The following is a 16,321-nucleotide window of genomic DNA, read 5'->3' as shown; positions in this document are numbered from 1 at the left end:
AGAAATTTAATTAATGTTTGTTGTTGAGTTTGTCAATAATCCCTGTAAGAATTTCCAGGGATCAATGTATGTTTCTTTGCTACGGATACTGAGATGAAGGTGTTCTCCTGTGCTGCGGCCTGTAGATCCCGTAATTGCAATAGGAAATCCTGCCGGAAGAAGCTGTCCGTTTTTCACGGCTATACGGGAGAGATGTCCATAAATGCTGCAAATAAAACCATGGTCAATGCAGATAAATTTTCCCAGGTTTTTATGATACCCGGTAGATTGAACTCTGCCGGACATGATCGCACGGACAACCTGGGAACGGGCGGGGAGGTCTACACCGTTATGAAAGTGCTGTTTCCCTGTCAGGGGGTGCCTCCGCCATCCGAAAGTCGAAGAGATTTTATAGCCAGCCAGCGGCATGAAAACCTCAGGTTCCCATGGTGCGGCTTCCACCTTAGCCTGTCTTGCAGGCATTAATGGAGCCGAAATGTTTGCGGATGTCAGAACAGTATCAATAGTGGTATACAGTGAGATCTGTTTGGGCGGCCGCTGCTGCGCCAGTACGCTGCCAACAGATATTAGGATGATGACTACTGGGACAATCCACCTTATTTTCATGGAAGCTCTTTTTAACTTGCTTCTCAATATCATGTTTCCATATCTTTTAGGTTAACGGCTTTACCCTGAAATGATGGACGGGGCGGAGTGGAGGGCTTGAATTTTTCCACTACCTGACCGACCTCTTCACTGATCCTGTAGAAGTTCTGCAAAAGAATTTCATCTTTATGGTCTCCAAAGTCATAAAACACCGGAAGTTCGGGATAGGATTCTTCTTCCTTGCGGATATCCTGGAGATCAAGGTCGATGCGGCAATTAACAGCAGTCGTTTCAAATTGCCCCGTGTATCTGTCTACGGCATCCGATGCCAGCAGGCCTACCATTTCACCAGCCCTTAAAGAGGCAATCTTTCCTGCTGGTATCAGGGGTTCAAGTTTTTCATTCAGCGAAACGGAGGTTTTTGACCTATCGATAGAAAGGCTTTCGCCCATCTGCTTCACTTTTCCAAACAGGCGTTCCATCCATTCAAGCCCATCCTTATCACGGATGGAACCGCTGAGGATATTTCCGACGATGGAGGTGATCGTGTCTGCTGTCTCCTTGCCATATTGCTGCCTGAACATGGTCAGCCCCTGAACCCCCAAAATGGCCGAAACGCGGTTACTTCTGGCCTGGGAAATGATATCCTGTACTTTATAAAGGTAAAGGGTTGGAGCCTCATCCACCACTAGGCCTACGGGAATATTGCCCCGGGTGTTGATCAGCTTTGTAATGCGGTTGATGACCACGGAATAGGATGCGGAGTTTGTGCTCTGGGTATTGGGGTTACTTGCCAAAATGAGCATTGACGGCGCATCGGGGTTGCTGATTTTAAGGTCAAAATCGTCACCTGAGAATACCCAGAAGGTTTCTTTGGTTGCCAGACGGCTGATAAAGATCTTTAGGGTACCGACCTGCCCTTCGAGCTGATCAAAAGCCCGGGCTTTAAATGCTGTCATAAAAGGCGAAAGCAGTGATTCAAGTTCCCTGTTGCTGAAGAGTACCGTGAATATTTCTTCATAAGAACGGTTAAGAAAAGCAAGCACATGGGGAAAGCTGGAGTACCTGCCATCCTCATGTTTACTGAAAAAATAAATACAGGCGGCCAGAAAATTTACTGCGGACTGCGTGAAGAACTGATCACTGCCGGAAGCTTTATCCCCTTTTTTCATCGCCTCAACGAGTGCTTCAGCGGTTTCGGAGGCTTCTGCCAGCGTCTGAAGATAATCGCTGCGCCATGGGTTGATGCGCCTGCTTTTTTCAGGCTCGGTCAGGTTAACGACATGGAATTTGTAACCTTTGAGTTTACCCTGTTGTTTGCCTAGCAGGTAATGGTAATAAGTGACCTGACCAAGGTCGGGGAACTTGAAATCAAATACGCAGAGTGTCCACTCCAGTGCCACCAGCTGACGGATGATGGGCATGAAAATCGAAAAGCTCTTGCCCGATCCGGGGGTACCGATCACCAGGCAGCCCCTAAATAGATTTTCGATGACGATGAACCCTTTGCGTACTTTTTTCTTAAAGTAGAAAAGCATGGGGATGTTGACCGCATATGGTGTGATTTTAGGTTTTGTGGGCTGCATAAATGATTCCTCTTCCACATTCCATCGGTCCTTGCCGAGTTTGGAGCTGATAATTTTGGAGACGTTGTCCAGCGCGATATGTAGCAGCAGTGTACTTACAATGCTAGAAACGATATAACCGAGGTCATACCAGCTGGTGTAGGGAAGAGGGAAAATACCCTGCTTCCCGTAACACCAAAGGCAGAGCGGAAGAAATAAAATTCCAGCAACAAGCGGATAGACAATCGCATTTTTTGGATTGAGGTCTTTTTCTTTTCTACTGAGCGTACCGATAGAAACCAGGCAGATCAGGATCAGGGTGAAGAGCTTGCTGTTGAGCGGATCGTGGTAAATAACGATCCGTGCCATCCGCTCAAGAAAGTGAGAAAAGCCATAGCGTTCACTGAGCGGATGGCCGATGATCTTCTCTGCGTAAATGAACATCAAAATATCAATGCCTACGGAGAGATAAATGCCGAATTGTAGGAAACGGTGTGTTGCCTGCTGTTCTTTGGATTCTTCCATAAGTTGTTTTGTATTAAGAAAGCAACCCTAATGGGAGCAAATAGATTTTACTTAAATGGTTGGTGAACGAAGGCTTAAGAATTGCCGGCCAATAGGTGTGATTAAATTCCCATACCCGGACGCTGCTGCCTGTCGAGCCGTTCGATCTGATAATCGATCCAATCCTGCACGCTGAACACGATTGCTTTTGAAATCTTGTCGTGTGTCATGGCCCAGTCGAGCGCTTCCTGTTGCAATGATGCTTTACCGGTGGTATGCAACTGGTACATTTCCAGGATGTCAACCACTTCTGAGGGATCCATATCCAGTTCATAAATGTCTTTGCGCAGTTTTTCCATGAGGACTTCGGGTGGGACAAGCATCAGAAGCGCATCGTTTGTATAAAGTCCGAGCATCTGATTTTGAAACAGGACGTAGGAAGACCAGTCTTCGTAAAGAACATGATTGATCGCTCCAAAACGGCCCTGCATATGTATGGGATCACTGGTCAGTTCAGGGTGGATCATGACCGTGGTACCAACTAAGTTTTCCATCTGATTCTATTTTACTTAGGTTTATAATGTCCGTATATCAATGCCCCGTTAGCTTATTTAGAAGCTGTCAGCCTCCAAAATATCACGGTATCTGATCTTTAGGGTTACAGTCCGTCCGGAGATCTGTTTCTCTGAAAGTTCCACACTGAGGATCTTGCTGGCTGGAAAGGTTGCCTTTTTTAGTACATATATATTCCGGTAGGATCGTTTGAAGGAACCGGTTGGATAGAGTTGCCATATTGGTCTGATCTCAACGGACTGCACATTGGTGGCCTTGGTAATCTTTTTGTCCTCGATTTTGAAGCGCAGTTCATCGATATCATAAGCAAGGTTGGTGCTATTGTGATAGGTGATGTCCAGCAGCACTAGGTCACCCAGGGTATAAACATGGTTCAGTTCTGCCCTTATACCATACTGTTTCGCTTTTCGTACAGCAGCAGGATTGCGCATGGCCAGCAGGCTCAGCGCGTGGCTGCGCAGCTCGGGAGTACTGATTTCAACAGGCAGATGGAGCGGACGGATATGCTGGGGCAGGATATCATAACTTGCGGCAAGTTTATTGCCGCGGGTGGCAGTCGCCGATAGAAGTTGATATTGGGCGATAAAAGTCTGACCGATCACGGTGACGACGCCCAGGTTGTCTGCTCCTGAAGAAAGATTGCCCGTAGAATCGGGCACCCATTTTAGCCTGAGGACATTTTCTTCGGGCAGGTCCCCGGCAATGGCGTGGGAGGATATGTCTACGTAACGGATCGGTTCGGGAGATATAATATGCAGTGAGCTCGTGCTGTCCATGGTAATCTCGGGAAGCTGGGCACGATAGGTTCCGGCATCCTGTTGTGCAATGAGGTTGAGCCCCGCTAACAATAGCGACAGGAAAAAAATCAATTTCTTCATTTAATGTGTTGTTAATAGGTTTTGTTATTATTCTTTAGTTGCTGGCGATCGATCAGGTAGATCAATGTATTGTATTTGATTTTTACCTTATTCTGACGAACCATCTTATTGATCGCGGTGCTTGTTGATTGAAACATTTTTTGCACCAAGCTCATCACCAGCTGACTGTTGTTCTCGGCTACCTGTTGCAGGTTAATCCCCTGGCTGGCATTGCCGCCCAGTTCTTTTGCAAATTCCCGAAATGCCGATGCCGGTACATACAGTCCGGGAAGACCATCATGGTCATAGACATCGAGCTGTACCGGGAGGATGTGCTGTCCTTTCATGATGGACGATATGGAAAGATTTACGCGCTGTCCTGAAAAGCCTGTTATCAGCGCATAGATATAAGTCCCTTTTTTGATGAGAAATTTTCCCGCCATCATATCTTCCAAAAGTCGGATCCTTAAGCGGGAACCGGCATATCCTTTGATGTCCTGATCGATCATGGCGGTGATAAAGGTCTCATCCTTCTCGGGGGTTACCGTATTAAATATAGCGGCGACGGAAGATGCTTTATTTACGGAAAGGGGAGCTTGCAGTTGCTGCTGCTTTTCTAGCTGCTGTGATTTTTTGATGCGTTGCTGCTCCTGCTTATATTCAGGATCGTTTGCCTTGCCCATACTGTCCACCAGTTCCATCTGTTTTCTAAATAGCTCCATGGGATCGGGCTGGGAAAATTGGGTCTGTGGAGCAGAGCGCTGAACGGGCTGCCTTGCGGCGGCAAGTGCATCTGCCAGTGCCCTGTCCTGCTCGTCCGATGAGCTACGTGCCTGTGGCCGTCGGCCTGAAGCAGAGAAAGATCGGGGAGCAGCCCCGCCATAGCGACCTTTGAGCTCCCGGTCTATGGAGTCAAGCATTTTCTTCTCCCTGTCGTTATAGGGATTGACGAGCGGCTGTGATGCCGATTCTTCCTCGAGCAGATGTCCTATGGCGGTATAACCATCGGCCTGTTTATATTGGTTTCGGTAAGCTTCCAGCTTATCAGAAAGGCTCCGGTTAAGAACCTGCTCGGATACGTTCGCTAATCCGGTCTGTAAGGAGTCCTTTCCTGCCTGTGCCGGTTGAGGTTTGCCGAAGCTGCTTTTATAGGCATAATAAAATATGCAGAGAAATGGGATGAAGATAAGAGGCAGCACGTAACGCGGTTTTCTAAAATCTATTTTCATGGGGTATTATTTTGGTGATAGATGGTTTTCTGGAGCTGCTCAAAACGTTTGAGCGCATCTGTGAGCCGGATGCTGTCCGAAGTATCCAGGCTTTCTTTAGCAATTATTGTAGCGATAGTATCCTGGATCGCTGTGACCTGCTGCAAGGCATCATAGGCCCCCAAAACACCTGGGAGTCCGCTGAGTGTACCGCTTGCAGGTGCTTTAGGAAAAACAGGTATGCGATGTGTTGCACTTTTACGCATAACGGTAAAAGCAAGAATTCCTGAGGCAAGCAAGCAGATCAGCATGCCGCTGAGAAAATATAGGGGATAGCGCTGCAGAAAGCCACGTACAAAATTTCGGGCCTGCTGTAATTTCTGCTGCAAAAAAAATATGTGGTCGGCAGAAGACCGGGGATTAAAAGGTGTTTTTTTGGACATTTTGCAGATCTTTATTTTCGAGTGTTTTCCATCTTGTGATCAGTACCGCGTGCGGATTGTTCTCTGAGCGTAATTCAAGATCGCTGAGATAACCTTCGGTAATCAGGGAACGGGTGATGGCAGAGCTGCGACGGTCAATCTTCTGCGTGCCGTAGTAGCGGAAATAACGCTTGGGCATATCCAGGTAGATGCTATCTGTCCGTAGCGTCAGCACCGCGCTTGAAGAGAGGATGGAGCTGAAAAAACCTTTCTCCTTCAAATTGTTGTATTGCAGGGCTCCGCTTTCATCGATGAGGTACATGGCCTGCTTCATCTGGTATTCGATAAACCTGTCGTCAGGCGTCAGGGAGAAAAATAGGCTATGGAAACGTGCGATATGGGAACGGTACTCGGCCTCACGGTTCATCTGCACATCTGTCTGTCTTGCGGAGAGGGGTATGTTTGCAGCATCCATGATATAAATACTTTTGCGGGCACTTGCCACCTGACGATAAGCAAAAAAGGAGACCGACAGCACCATCAGTACCGCTGCAATAAGACAGCCGGCCGATAGAACGGTTGCCAGGCGGACTTTGGATTCTATATTCTTTATGATCATTTTGTATTGTTCTATTTTAGTTTCATCAATAGCGCCATTGCCTTGCGGGACATGCTTGAAGCGCCCCTTCCCATGGTAGAGGCCGCGGAGGATATGCCACTGGTGGAAATAACCCAGGTGGAGATACTGGGAACGGTGAGCATGGTCAGCGCGCCGATAACGAACGTAGCGATAACCATTCCGAATGAAAATACCCCGAAGGTCATGTATGTCGCAAGTTTCCCTAGATCGGGCCCTGATGTTCCCAGCAGCGCCTGATAGCGGGTGATTTCTGCCTCCAGGGCATAATGTTGAAAGAGGGAAGCGATATACATCACCAGATAGGCAATACCCGAATACAGATTGACGGCAACAAAACGAGCGATCCATGTCGAAAAAGAATCACGGAATGCAGGCAGGATACTGGATGCTACTGAAAAGGGACCGAGTATGATCAGAATGGTGGAGAATATAATCTGAATGATAAAGATAACATACACCGATATTCGCAGCAGCCAGATAGCCAGTGTTTCAAATATCGAAGTGACCAATAAGACCAGATTGGCCTGGAGGCGGTTGCGCATTTCGACAATCGGGTTCCAGACTTCCGCAAAACCTTCTTTTACGGTAGATTTGACCGAATCCCATGCTCTTCTGTACCAGACGTCGGCTTCCGTTTTTGCTGTTTCGGTCTGCGCCTGAACAGTAAAAAGCTGGTCAGAGAGATCGACCATCAATTTGGCGCGCTGGACACGCAGGTCATTTACTTCGGTCTGGCTCCCATCGAACATCGCTTCCGTCTTACTGGCGATGATATCAGTCGGATAAGCTATAACGCGCGTAAAAGTTGGCCACCAGAGGATTACCATGGCGAGGCCAAAAGGCCTTAAAAGGGGCATAATTTCGAGCTGCTTATCGCCGGCCATCATTTCATAGATCTTTATACTGAAGAAAATAAGCATAAAAATAGCGCAGAGTGCCTGTGCATCAGCGATGAAAGCATCGTAATGCGTCCAGATGGTTTCCTTCATCTGTTTGAGAAAGTGCATCATGCCCGATTCATAGACACCGTCACCCTGAAGGAAGTTGAAGGTATCTTTAAAGGAGTCCGGCACAGAAACGGGCTGTCCCTGTGCCAGGAAATTTGAGGTGAGCGTTGTTATCAGGTTCATGGGGTTTAATTTTAGAGTTTGGACTTTTGGAGTACATCATCCGCGATCTGGAAGTCTGTCCGCCCGAGGGGAAGTACGATAGGATGGCCTGACTGCTTAGCTTCTGCGTTTGTGCGGGTCAGGGATAGGAACAGTTTAGCGCGCTGCTTTTTTGCGTCCCATGCAGCATAGAGTTTCCGGTATTCCCCCAGCATCCGGTGGTAGGCGATGATGCGCGACCCGCGGTCCAGGTTTGTTGTCCTGGCAATTTCAAGGCGTTCAGCAAGGGCAGAACTTTCTTCCAGGTACCAGTCCAGCGTGCCGGTGCGTATCAGGTAATCTTTCACCGGTTGTTCCGTTCCTGAAAGCGCCAAGTCGGAAGAGATCTGGAATAAAGGCTGAAACTCTTTGCTGTAATAGAGCTGCCATAAGGGATCTGCCTGGGACAGCGCTCCTGCATAATTGACCATTTCAGTCAGGGCGGTATTGCGCAGCGTATCGGCATGTTTTTTATATTCCTCTTCGGTATGCTGCATGGCCGCGACAAGGAGTAAACGCTGGGTCTGGGCGCCAGAGCTGCTCAGGGGGCGGAGATCGTTTTTGGGGTAGTTGGGGTGCCATGCCCAGGTCAGCCAGTAATTGGGGTTGAGGCCAAGAAAACCTTTGGTCGGGGTAAACTTTTTTTTGTCCCACTGTTTGAAAACCATGCGTTCCTGTTGGTTTACGATGTGCTGGTCTGTCAGCCGGCGGGCGTTCTGCGCCACCCCCGGGGCCAGTGAAAGCAGGGCCATGCCAGCGAAAAGGATAAGCTTTATTTTCATAGGTCATTCTTTTATGATCTTGATTTTATAGATGATGTCATCAGCCAGGCGTGTATCCCGGTTAACAAATCCTTGATAAGGGTTTAGCATTCGTAGCATGCCGAGTATTTTAGCCCTTTCCATCGACCTGTGCATACTAAAGGCGAGGGCGCGCATAACCCGCAGCTCAAGTACGACCTTACGGAGAAGGGCATCGCGTTTTTCATAATCCATCAGTATGTCGCTGCCTTCCTTTAAGATAAAGTCAGATACTTCCATCGCCAGGCTGACCCCGCGACTTTTCATATGGGCAGCGACATCTTCTGCGAAAAGCAAAAGGTGGGGAGAACCTTTTGCAGTTTGGATCATCAGCTCGCACTCCCGGATGATCTCGCTTGCCATACCGCCGATCTGACCAGCGGTGAGACCCGTGCGCAGGATACCATTGACCTCAGCCAATGAGCGGTAGATCATATCCTGCACAAGTATGACCGAGGTTATGTTGATCTTGATGTCATCGAGTTTTTGATTTATTTTACCCAGATAGCTGTTATGTGTGGTTTCTGCTGCATACCGTACGGCTGCATTTTCATTGATAATAGCAAGATGCCTGCTATCACTGATAACGGTGGCGCCCTGACCATAGACTGCCGTGGTCATCAGAACCAGCCAGAAGGGCAGGAGAATGGATGTTCTTATTTTCATTGCCTGATCTGTTTGAGTTTTGCCAGAATGTCATTGATCAATTCCCGGTCCCGGTTGACAAAGCCTCCGAAGGGATTCATGGAAGCAATCATTTTTTTTCTTTTCGAATACTGCATATTGACTGCCAGTGCCCGGGATGTCCCTGCTATGCGCTGGAGTTCGGTGAGCACGTGTTCAAAGAGCATTTTGCGGTCGCTCGCTTTCATCTGGTTTAAATCCCCCAGGCTAATGGCGAGGGCATAAAGGTATCTGCTGAGCATGTAGGCCCGGTCAGCTAAATCAGCTTCCGTCGCATAGGCCATGGCGATGAGCAGGGCATCATCTGCTGCAAGCTGGACGATTTTGCGCTGGTTTTCGGTGATTTCTGAAATCAGGGGGGCGGCCTGTATTCCGATCTTGGTAGCGTCAATGGCAAACCCGAGCAGCTGAAAACGCTGTTGCAAAGTGCGGTACTTTTGTTTTAAAGCATCCATTTTTGAGCGGTTGACCTCTCCGTTTGCCGAGGCCTCGGCCTGTTTATCGCGGGCCGTTGACTGCCGCTCATGTTCATCTTTGCTATGCTCTACCAATTGATGCAGCAGTTCAACGTTCAGCTGTGCATGGCTTTTTTGGGAAATGAAGAGGAAGGATAGGGCAAAGACGAGTATTGCTTTCATGGCTTGAGGTATTTAGCATTGCGGACGATATCATCGGCAATGCGTTTATCAATATTGATAAATCCTGCATAAGGGTTGAGCGAATTTAGGATTCCGCGCTGCTTTGCCCAGTACATCGTGCGGTACATGCCGTAAGCAACTCCGCGCAGGATGGTGAGTTCCGTAACGATCCGGTTGAGCAGCTTGGCACGTTCGCCGGAATCCATTAGGTTCCCTTTCCCACCATGCATGATGAACGCACTGACTTCTGTTGCGAGCGCCGTTGCCCGGGTTTTAAACTCCCTTGCGCCCTGCTCAGCAAAAAGCAGCAGTACGGGATTTGTTCCGGCAATGCCCAGTGCCCTGTTGACATCGTGCACGATGTCAGCGCTGATGTCGGCAATATCCTTGACCGCCAGCAGATTTCGCATGACGGCAGATACTTCACTTAGCCCTTTGTATATTTTATCCTGCAGATCATTAACAATGACGAGCTGTCCGGTTACAGCAAGCTGACCGCGCTGGATCAGGGTGAGGTTATTGTTTGTGGTATTCAGCTGCCCATTTATGACCGCAGCATGCGCAGCTGTTGCGGCTGCTACGGCAGGATCTACATAGATCTGCGCCTGCAAATGGTACCCTAGTAGGAGGAATAGCAGAATTAGATATAATTTTCCCATGATATAAAGATGTTAAGGTTAATACCCCTGTTAAGCTGGCAGTGGTCTGCCGATCTGATTGATCTTGGATACAAATGCGCCCAACTGGAGTCCGCTGGCTTTCATATCGCTTACAAAAGCTTTCAGTCCCTGCTGATAATTGCCATGCTGGCCTACATAGATCTGTACCGCATTTTTTTCAGGTTTTTCGGTGGTGTAGCACAGATACTGATAGATCGAGACTTCCACCCCGTAGATTTCACCTGTTGTCCCACGCCGTATGTACACTTCTTTGAATCTTCCGCGTCCTTCCTTGTTGTCCAGTTGGTTGATGGTGAATATCTTACGCCTTTCGGTATCGGTGATGGAAAGGAGTTTTGCGATGGCATCGTAGTTTTCCCGGAATTTACTCTGGTCCAACAAACAGATGGTGTCCGAGTTGGCCAGAATACTGTCTTTGACAATCGGATTGCCCAGGATATCTCCAAGTTCCTGGGTTACCACGATCACTTCCCCCCAGAATTTCCGTACGGTTTTATAGAGGTATAAAATGTAGCCTGCCATCAGTGGACTCGCGATTGCTTTCCAGGCTTCCTCTATGATGAGGGCCTTTCTCCGGTCTTTTCGGTGCCGCATTTTCTGGAGAAAAACGGACATAATCGACAGAGTGACAATGGGGAAAATGGTCTTATTTTCCTTAATATTGTCAATTTCGAAGACAATAAAAGGAGCGGTAAACAGCGACTGATCCGTTGCCTCATTCAATAAAGTGCCGAATTCCTGACCGGAGAAGAACTTACGGAGCACGTAGCGGTATTCGTCCAGGTCAAAATTGACGGACTCCTGCTCGGTGATCTCCTTTATCCTCTCCACGGAGTAGACATAGAAGGAATCGAAATCCAGCTTTTCCGGGCGCCGGGGATTCTGGGGACCTGGATCCAGCCAAAAATGTTCATAGTAATAGGAGGAGAGCACATTTGAAAGAACCGAATCCTCAATCTGGGTAAGCATCCCCTCAGCTCCCTTCCAGAGCAGGGCGACTAGCGTTTTCAGAAAATCTTTCTGCTCCAGATTAAACTCCTCCTGTGACATGGCGAAGGGGTTCATGGAAAGTGGTTTTTCTTCGGTATAGGTGATGTACTTGCCGCCATAATAGCTGCACAGTCCCTGGTAACTGTCTCCTGTATCCACGATGACCACGTCCATGTTGTACTGGCAATATTGTTCTACCAGTGCATTCATAAAAAAAGATTTTCCGGATCCCGAGGGCCCCAACGTAAACCGTGAACGATTGTTTGTCCTTCCCGTGCGCATGACTAAGTCCGAAGGATCAATTGCTACGGGAAGCCCCTGCCTGTCCGTAAATCGGATCAGAAAGTCGGAGTCCTCATCGGTCTGCAGGGATTCTTTAAAGAGTAGGCAGAGGGCGGCATCCGAGGTGGTGAGAAACCAGTCGTATTTTTTCAGTTCCGCAGCATTTCCCGGGAGCACAGTCCTGAAGAGTTCAAGCTGGTTGTAGGCATTTCGGGAAGGGATTATCCCCTGCTGGAAGAGTGCGGCTTCAATAAAATTTGCGGCCTTTCCAATTTTGTCGTTTTCAGCGCAGAGGAGAATATTAAAATGGGCATTGACCAATAACTGGTTCTCCCGAGCGACGTCCACCAACAGCTGATCGATATCCTCGACACAGATAAGATTGGCCGGGTCGGGAACCCCCGAATGGCGTTTACGTTTGAGTTCCAGTTTGCTCAGGGTGAGCTGCTGGTCGGGAATTTCGATCAGCTGGTTATAGACCATGCAGCCGTAATCGGGGACCTGATGTAAAAAGAACAGGTTGTCCACCGGAAATTCCCGCAGGTTCCGCCCATCATGTTTGTAGGTGTAGGTGCCTATCGTTTCGGGGAGATCGATGGCATCGGTATTGACAAGGCTGATGCTGCGCACCGAGCGGCTGCCCATGCCAAGCTCCTTTTCGCCTGCAAGGAGGTTATCCAGTGCGATGTTGTCCGAAGAAAAATCCATGGCGAGCATGCGGGACACGTATTGATGGATCTGTTTTTCGGTAAGCCGCTTTGGCATTAATCCTGCTCCCTCCAGCAGATCGTGGACCTTTTCGATCTGCTGTCCGAATTCGATGAGCACTTTGGGATCGTATACATAAAATGCTCCTTTTTTGATCAGCCGGGTTATGGTAAGATAAGTGGTAATGACTGTATACTCCCTTCCATGAAAATGCTCGTTATATTTCTGTTTCAGGAACTCTGTAGCCTTTTCAGCATGGTAAATTTTACGGGAGAAAATATCCTGCTTCTGGATGATATAACCTTCACCGAGGATCTTGATCAGGTTAAGAAGAACAGAATGATATGCCAGGTAAGGCTCCGGATCTGCTCCATAGTGCATGACCGGATTGTGTAAACTGAAGATAGCCGAAAAATCCCCACGTTCTCCATATAGCAGTGCTTCAAGATTAAAATGATCTATACCTGCATATGGCAATTTGAATACTGTTTTAGGATGAGCGCTGTGCATAATTTTTTTTAAGGTGTACGGAATGGATGAAGGCGCCTTTGTTTCGGGTTTTGTCGTGCAGGCCTTCTTTTTGGCGGTAAAAGGTGAAGGTGAGGCCACCGGCGATGGACAGTATGGTGATGAGTCCTCCGAGGTACATATTGGTCAGTGCCCCCAGGAGACCTCCGCCGACCAGTCCCATAATCAGGAAGCCGATACCCCAGCCGATGAACTTCCCTTTGAAACCGCGGTAGACAAGGGGCTTCTGTAGCCCCTTGTAGATGGAATACCTGTTCATGATCAGACGCCGAAAAAGGCTTTGATGACGACTGAAACGAGTACTAAGAAAAGGCAGGAACCGCCCCATCCCATGAGTTCTTTGTTGATGTCGTTATCACCTGAGTTCCATTTGATGTAGACCCTTACGCCACCGACGATACCGACAACGGCCCCGATGGCCAGGGTCAATGTGGAGACAGGGTCGACATAAGTTGTCAGTGAGGAGGTTGCTGCATTGATTCCTGTGGTTCCGCCTGCTGTCTGTGCCAAAAGCATGTTTGTTGCACCGAGGATGGCCACCGAACATGCGAACAGCTTTTTTGTTTTTACTGTCATCTGAGAGAAGAAGTTAAAGGGTATGAAAAATGGGTTAATTGATCCCGTAGAGGGCTTTGAGAAAGACACCGACTAGTGTGAGGAAGAGACAGGAAAACAGCCATCCCATGACCTGGGCATCGATGTGATGGTGTTTCCCGGACTGCCAGTTGGCATAGATACGCAGTCCGCCGAGTATCCCCGATATGGCTCCGATGACAAGTACCAGGTCCGCGAAGCTGAAATACCAGCGGTGCATTTCACCTGTGGCGCTGTAGAATTCATTGATACCGGGCTGTGAGAAAGCATTTATCGGCCAGGCAAAAAAAAGGACGGCAATTGCCGTCCATAACATAATCCGATGCCACATCTTTTAATAGGGTATGGTGCTGGTATGTTCGATGAGGTTGTTTTTGGCGAGATTGAAAAGTTCTTTCAGGCTTACTGCACCAGTTGAAAAAACGTTTCCGCTTATGTTCCTTGATGTCTTTGGAAGCACTGTGGCGACTATAGGCTCAATTTCTTCTTCGGCCTGATCGGCAGCCGGGCTGGGAGTATAGGTTATGATCTGTGGCTGGATATCCTCTTCAAAAAATAGCGTATCATCCTTTCCCGGGGAAGAGTAAGGTTTTCGGTTCATGAAAAGATCGTAAAGCAGGTTCAGACCGTAATAGAATAAATAGGATAGGGTAAGGATTAAAAGGAAATTTGTCCAGTTCATAATGCTGTATTTTTAAGGGTTTCATTGATGTAATTGGCAAGCCAGGGATGCTGGTCAATGTATTGGTGGACGCAGTAAACGATGAAGCGGTTCATGTCGACTCCTTTTGTGAGCTTGATCCGTTTGAGCAGGTTCATTGTCTTTTTATCGACCCGGATGAGGCTTTTCTCCGTAGTTTCTAACTGAAAGGAGAGGATCGCATCAAAAAATAGATCAGCTTTTAATTCGTCAGAAGATAATTTTTTTTGCTTTTTTCCGGGAGCGGGCGAGCTTTCTTTGTTTTTAGCTTCTTGGGTCTTGTTTTCGGTTTCACTGCTGCGAAGCTCGTTTCGGAGCCTGTCGGCGAGCGATTTTATTTCGGTCATTTTGGATCCTCCTTATTTATGTAATTGTCATATATCAATTGAAGTATGGGCAGGATGGCGGGCAGTACGATTGCCGGCGTATAGAGGGTGGTTACGCGTTGAAAATCAATGCGGTCAGCGATGCCTGGTGTTATTGCTCCAAATTTTGCCAGCACTTTATCCACTTCCGTTCGGGTGTCGTAGCGTACATTGGGTTTGAGCCTGTTGGGTATAAACACCAGTGGAGCCTTTTTATTTATTTTTGTTGTGACCATGGCAAATAGCAATGTTGAATCCACGGAGAATTCATCATAGGAAAAAGGACATAAGATGAGGTTGCCGGAACGTATGACCGGAATGAGATCATCGTCATCCATTTTACCCGGTAAGTCGACAAGCACCGTTTCATCTGGATTCTTCGTGAGTACTTTCAGTAAAACCGGGAACTGGTCCAGATCGACCGAGACGATTTCATAAGGTTCTTCATTTTCAAGGATCTTCGCTTTTTCGTATTTACTGGATATGGACTGCTGATAGTCCATGTCAAGCACAGTAACTTTTTGCTCATACACTGAAGTCAGGTAATTGGCTAGTAACAGGGTCAGTGTACTTTTACCTGCACCGCCTTTTTGATTTCCTATCAGAATGACCATATTTCGGATATTTAAAGAATTAATATTATCTGGTGTTGGTACGGGACTTACGCTTGCGCCGACGGTTTCGCCCCAGGATGGCTTCATCATCGATATCATCTGCAATATTGATATCCACTGTAAGTATGGGGATTTCAAATTCGGATAAATCCTGAGCGCCATTGGCCAGATCAGCTGACTGCCCTCCGTTAAGCTCGGTGGATGATTCCTCCAGTTGAATATTGCTGTTGTTACTCGCTGTCAGATTGGACTGTTCATTGGAAGTAGCAGCCTGTTTTTCTTTAGGTAGTTTTTTCACCTCTATGCTGCTGAAATGATCAGGTTTTGGGGCAATAAGTTCTTTCAGTACCATAATCTCGGCTCCTTTATATATGGCCTTACCTGAGTGGTCGAAAAGGGTATAACCGTAAGGCGCTTTCCCATCCTTGCCGTGAAATACGAACTGAAGACCGAATTGATCGCGAAGGAAATCTGCTAGATTTGAGTAGTATCCATTCTCATTGTACTTGATGGATGGATCACGGCTATGCTTATATTTTTCGATGAGAGCCCTGATCTGGATCAGTCGGGCTTTGTCTTTTTGGTACGAAGCGATTCGCTCGTCCACTTTAGATAGCTGGATCTGACCAATTTCGGTTTCATTTTTATTTATGCAGTACATATTATTTTTTCGGACAAGAGTATAGCCCAAATTCTCTAGCAGCATCATAAATTGTGCTCGGGTAGAGTAATTATAGGAGAGTGCCTTTTGCAGATGGCTCGTCAGTTGTTGCTCCCGGTCTTCTCCCATAATTTGATTTAGTACGCGATAGGCTTTTAGCTTCTCATAGCGGTCCGAGATCTTCTTACCATCCCTTCCCACGCGGGTTGAAACCAGATGCACGTGATTGTTATCGGTATCCTTGTGAAAGATTAAAAGGTAAGGCTGCTCGCCATATCCCATGCCATCCATCCATTTTTGAGCAATTTCCGCGAGTTCTTCTTTGCTGTGCTGACGGCCTTTTGTGGATATTGAAACATGGAACTGGGGGTATTTGATTCGTGTACTGCGAGTGGAGACAGCTTGTAGGTAGTTGATGTAGTCCTGTGGCCGTAGGTTCTCCATTCCCTGAAGTGCGCCAAAATTCTTGACAAGCAATAGTTCGCCTCTGTTTTTGTCAACTTTTCCGCTGTTATAATTAACGGCTTTAAAAGTTGTTGATTTTTTGAGGATCTTGACAATCATAACAGCGGAAT

20 protein-coding genes are annotated in these 16,321 nt (G+C 47.6%); 1 reads left to right on the top strand and 19 read right to left on the bottom strand.

Features of this window, described 5'->3' with window-relative positions:
• Positions 1-6 precede the first annotated feature (6 nt).
• From B2O97_RS24845 to B2O97_RS24785, 13 genes are all read right to left on the bottom strand, one after another.
• Complete coding sequence (locus B2O97_RS24845) at positions 7-606, bottom strand: M23 family metallopeptidase (protein ID WP_157698407.1); 600 nt, start codon at positions 604-606, stop codon at positions 7-9.
• 29 nt (positions 607-635) lie between these two features.
• A complete protein-coding gene (locus B2O97_RS24840; RefSeq protein ID WP_088160776.1) occupies positions 636-2,675 on the bottom strand; it encodes a TraM recognition domain-containing protein in 2,040 nt (679 codons plus the stop codon).
• Between the two features lie 101 nt (positions 2,676-2,776).
• Complete coding sequence (locus B2O97_RS24835; RefSeq protein WP_088160777.1) at positions 2,777-3,208, bottom strand: hypothetical protein; 432 nt, start codon at positions 3,206-3,208, stop codon at positions 2,777-2,779.
• Positions 3,209-3,265: 57 nt separating this feature from the next.
• A complete protein-coding gene (traN, locus tag B2O97_RS24830) occupies positions 3,266-4,105 on the bottom strand; it encodes a conjugative transposon protein TraN (RefSeq protein ID WP_088160778.1) in 840 nt (279 codons plus the stop codon).
• A gap of 11 nt (positions 4,106-4,116) precedes the next feature.
• Entirely contained in the window at positions 4,117-5,313 is a 1,197-nt protein-coding gene (gene traM / locus B2O97_RS24825; RefSeq protein ID WP_088160779.1) for a conjugative transposon protein TraM, read from the bottom strand.
• Positions 5,310-5,735 (bottom strand): hypothetical protein, encoded by a 426-nt coding sequence (locus B2O97_RS24820; RefSeq protein ID WP_088160780.1) that lies wholly within the window; start codon positions 5,733-5,735, stop codon positions 5,310-5,312. Before B2O97_RS24820 ends, traM begins: the two co-directional genes overlap by 4 nt.
• The gene (gene traK / locus B2O97_RS24815) at positions 5,713-6,333 is read right to left on the bottom strand and encodes a conjugative transposon protein TraK (RefSeq protein ID WP_088160781.1); all 621 of its coding nucleotides are present in this window, start codon (positions 6,331-6,333) and stop codon (positions 5,713-5,715) included. Before traK ends, B2O97_RS24820 begins: the two co-directional genes overlap by 23 nt.
• 11 nt (positions 6,334-6,344) lie before the next feature.
• Positions 6,345-7,484 (bottom strand): plasmid transfer protein, encoded by a 1,140-nt coding sequence (locus B2O97_RS24810; protein WP_088160782.1) that lies wholly within the window; start codon positions 7,482-7,484, stop codon positions 6,345-6,347.
• An 11-nt stretch (positions 7,485-7,495) separates the two neighbouring features.
• Entirely contained in the window at positions 7,496-8,284 is a 789-nt protein-coding gene (locus B2O97_RS24805; protein WP_088160783.1) for a hypothetical protein, read from the bottom strand.
• Between the two features lie 3 nt (positions 8,285-8,287).
• Positions 8,288-8,968 carry a hypothetical protein gene (locus B2O97_RS24800; protein WP_088160784.1) on the bottom strand — a complete coding sequence of 227 codons (681 nt, stop codon included), beginning with the start codon at positions 8,966-8,968 and terminating at the stop codon, positions 8,288-8,290.
• A complete protein-coding gene (locus B2O97_RS24795) occupies positions 8,965-9,624 on the bottom strand; it encodes a hypothetical protein (RefSeq protein ID WP_286768330.1) in 660 nt (219 codons plus the stop codon). The genes B2O97_RS24800 and B2O97_RS24795 overlap by 4 nt, the downstream gene beginning before the upstream one ends.
• Positions 9,621-10,283, bottom strand: a complete 663-nt coding sequence (locus B2O97_RS24790) for a hypothetical protein (RefSeq protein ID WP_088160786.1) — start codon at positions 10,281-10,283, stop codon at positions 9,621-9,623. The genes B2O97_RS24795 and B2O97_RS24790 overlap by 4 nt, the downstream gene beginning before the upstream one ends.
• 30 nt (positions 10,284-10,313) lie before the next feature.
• Positions 10,314-12,794 (bottom strand): TraG family conjugative transposon ATPase, encoded by a 2,481-nt coding sequence (locus B2O97_RS24785; protein ID WP_286768329.1) that lies wholly within the window; start codon positions 12,792-12,794, stop codon positions 10,314-10,316.
• Positions 12,795-12,816: 22 nt separating this feature from the next.
• Here B2O97_RS24785 and B2O97_RS24780 point away from each other — a divergent pair, with 22 nt between their 5' ends.
• The gene (locus tag B2O97_RS24780) at positions 12,817-13,044 is read left to right on the top strand and encodes a hypothetical protein (protein ID WP_198386058.1); all 228 of its coding nucleotides are present in this window, start codon (positions 12,817-12,819) and stop codon (positions 13,042-13,044) included.
• A 29-nt stretch (positions 13,045-13,073) separates the two neighbouring features.
• Here the strand turns inward: B2O97_RS24780 and B2O97_RS24775 are convergent, their stop codons facing one another.
• The 6 genes from B2O97_RS24775 to B2O97_RS24750 are packed head-to-tail and all read right to left on the bottom strand — an operon-like array spanning position 13,074 to position 16,310.
• On the bottom strand, positions 13,074-13,388 hold the full coding sequence (locus B2O97_RS24775; RefSeq protein WP_088160788.1) for a DUF4134 domain-containing protein: 315 nt from the start codon (positions 13,386-13,388) through the stop codon (positions 13,074-13,076).
• Between the two features lie 34 nt (positions 13,389-13,422).
• Positions 13,423-13,722, bottom strand: a complete 300-nt coding sequence (locus B2O97_RS24770) for a DUF4134 family protein (RefSeq protein WP_232475720.1) — start codon at positions 13,720-13,722, stop codon at positions 13,423-13,425.
• Positions 13,723-13,740: 18 nt separating this feature from the next.
• The gene (locus B2O97_RS24765; RefSeq protein ID WP_088160790.1) at positions 13,741-14,088 is read right to left on the bottom strand and encodes a hypothetical protein; all 348 of its coding nucleotides are present in this window, start codon (positions 14,086-14,088) and stop codon (positions 13,741-13,743) included.
• Complete coding sequence (locus tag B2O97_RS24760; protein ID WP_088160791.1) at positions 14,085-14,453, bottom strand: hypothetical protein; 369 nt, start codon at positions 14,451-14,453, stop codon at positions 14,085-14,087. Before B2O97_RS24760 ends, B2O97_RS24765 begins: the two co-directional genes overlap by 4 nt.
• Positions 14,450-15,085, bottom strand: a complete 636-nt coding sequence (locus B2O97_RS24755; RefSeq protein WP_088160792.1) for a ParA family protein — start codon at positions 15,083-15,085, stop codon at positions 14,450-14,452. The genes B2O97_RS24760 and B2O97_RS24755 overlap by 4 nt, the downstream gene beginning before the upstream one ends.
• A gap of 25 nt (positions 15,086-15,110) precedes the next feature.
• On the bottom strand, positions 15,111-16,310 hold the full coding sequence (locus B2O97_RS24750; RefSeq protein WP_088160793.1) for a relaxase/mobilization nuclease domain-containing protein: 1,200 nt from the start codon (positions 16,308-16,310) through the stop codon (positions 15,111-15,113).
• Positions 16,311-16,321: the final 11 nt, after the last annotated feature.

It is taken from the genome of Sphingobacterium sp. UBA865 (assembly GCF_002295765.1).
In the GTDB taxonomy this organism is placed as follows: domain Bacteria; phylum Bacteroidota; class Bacteroidia; order Sphingobacteriales; family Sphingobacteriaceae; genus Sphingobacterium; species Sphingobacterium multivorum.
Note: the sequence above shows the minus strand (reverse complement) of the source record. Positions and strands in the feature narration are given on the sequence as shown.

Excerpts from the sequence above, each read along its gene's own strand:
- B2O97_RS24845 (WP_157698407.1), bottom strand. The coding sequence starts at position 606 with ATGAAAATAAGGTGGATTGTCCCAGTAGTCATCATCCTAATATCTGTT.
- B2O97_RS24840 (WP_088160776.1), bottom strand. The coding sequence starts at position 2,675 with ATGGAAGAATCCAAAGAACAGCAGGCAACACACCGTTTCCTACAATTC.
- B2O97_RS24835 (WP_088160777.1), bottom strand. The coding sequence starts at position 3,208 with ATGGAAAACTTAGTTGGTACCACGGTCATGATCCACCCTGAACTGACC.
- traN (WP_088160778.1), bottom strand. The coding sequence starts at position 4,105 with ATGAAGAAATTGATTTTTTTCCTGTCGCTATTGTTAGCGGGGCTCAAC.
- traM (WP_088160779.1), bottom strand. The coding sequence starts at position 5,313 with ATGAAAATAGATTTTAGAAAACCGCGTTACGTGCTGCCTCTTATCTTC.
- B2O97_RS24820 (WP_088160780.1), bottom strand. The coding sequence starts at position 5,735 with ATGTCCAAAAAAACACCTTTTAATCCCCGGTCTTCTGCCGACCACATA.
- traK (WP_088160781.1), bottom strand. The coding sequence starts at position 6,333 with ATGATCATAAAGAATATAGAATCCAAAGTCCGCCTGGCAACCGTTCTA.
- B2O97_RS24810 (WP_088160782.1), bottom strand. The coding sequence starts at position 7,484 with ATGAACCTGATAACAACGCTCACCTCAAATTTCCTGGCACAGGGACAG.
- B2O97_RS24805 (WP_088160783.1), bottom strand. The coding sequence starts at position 8,284 with ATGAAAATAAAGCTTATCCTTTTCGCTGGCATGGCCCTGCTTTCACTG.
- B2O97_RS24800 (WP_088160784.1), bottom strand. The coding sequence starts at position 8,968 with ATGAAAATAAGAACATCCATTCTCCTGCCCTTCTGGCTGGTTCTGATG.
- B2O97_RS24795 (WP_286768330.1), bottom strand. The coding sequence starts at position 9,624 with ATGAAAGCAATACTCGTCTTTGCCCTATCCTTCCTCTTCATTTCCCAA.
- B2O97_RS24790 (WP_088160786.1), bottom strand. The coding sequence starts at position 10,283 with ATGGGAAAATTATATCTAATTCTGCTATTCCTCCTACTAGGGTACCAT.
- B2O97_RS24785 (WP_286768329.1), bottom strand. The coding sequence starts at position 12,794 with ATGCACAGCGCTCATCCTAAAACAGTATTCAAATTGCCATATGCAGGT.
- B2O97_RS24780 (WP_198386058.1), top strand. The coding sequence starts at position 12,817 with ATGGATGAAGGCGCCTTTGTTTCGGGTTTTGTCGTGCAGGCCTTCTTT.
- B2O97_RS24775 (WP_088160788.1), bottom strand. The coding sequence starts at position 13,388 with ATGACAGTAAAAACAAAAAAGCTGTTCGCATGTTCGGTGGCCATCCTC.
- B2O97_RS24770 (WP_232475720.1), bottom strand. The coding sequence starts at position 13,722 with ATGTTATGGACGGCAATTGCCGTCCTTTTTTTTGCCTGGCCGATAAAT.
- B2O97_RS24765 (WP_088160790.1), bottom strand. The coding sequence starts at position 14,088 with ATGAACTGGACAAATTTCCTTTTAATCCTTACCCTATCCTATTTATTC.
- B2O97_RS24760 (WP_088160791.1), bottom strand. The coding sequence starts at position 14,453 with ATGACCGAAATAAAATCGCTCGCCGACAGGCTCCGAAACGAGCTTCGC.
- B2O97_RS24755 (WP_088160792.1), bottom strand. The coding sequence starts at position 15,085 with ATGGTCATTCTGATAGGAAATCAAAAAGGCGGTGCAGGTAAAAGTACA.
- B2O97_RS24750 (WP_088160793.1), bottom strand. The coding sequence starts at position 16,310 with ATGATTGTCAAGATCCTCAAAAAATCAACAACTTTTAAAGCCGTTAAT.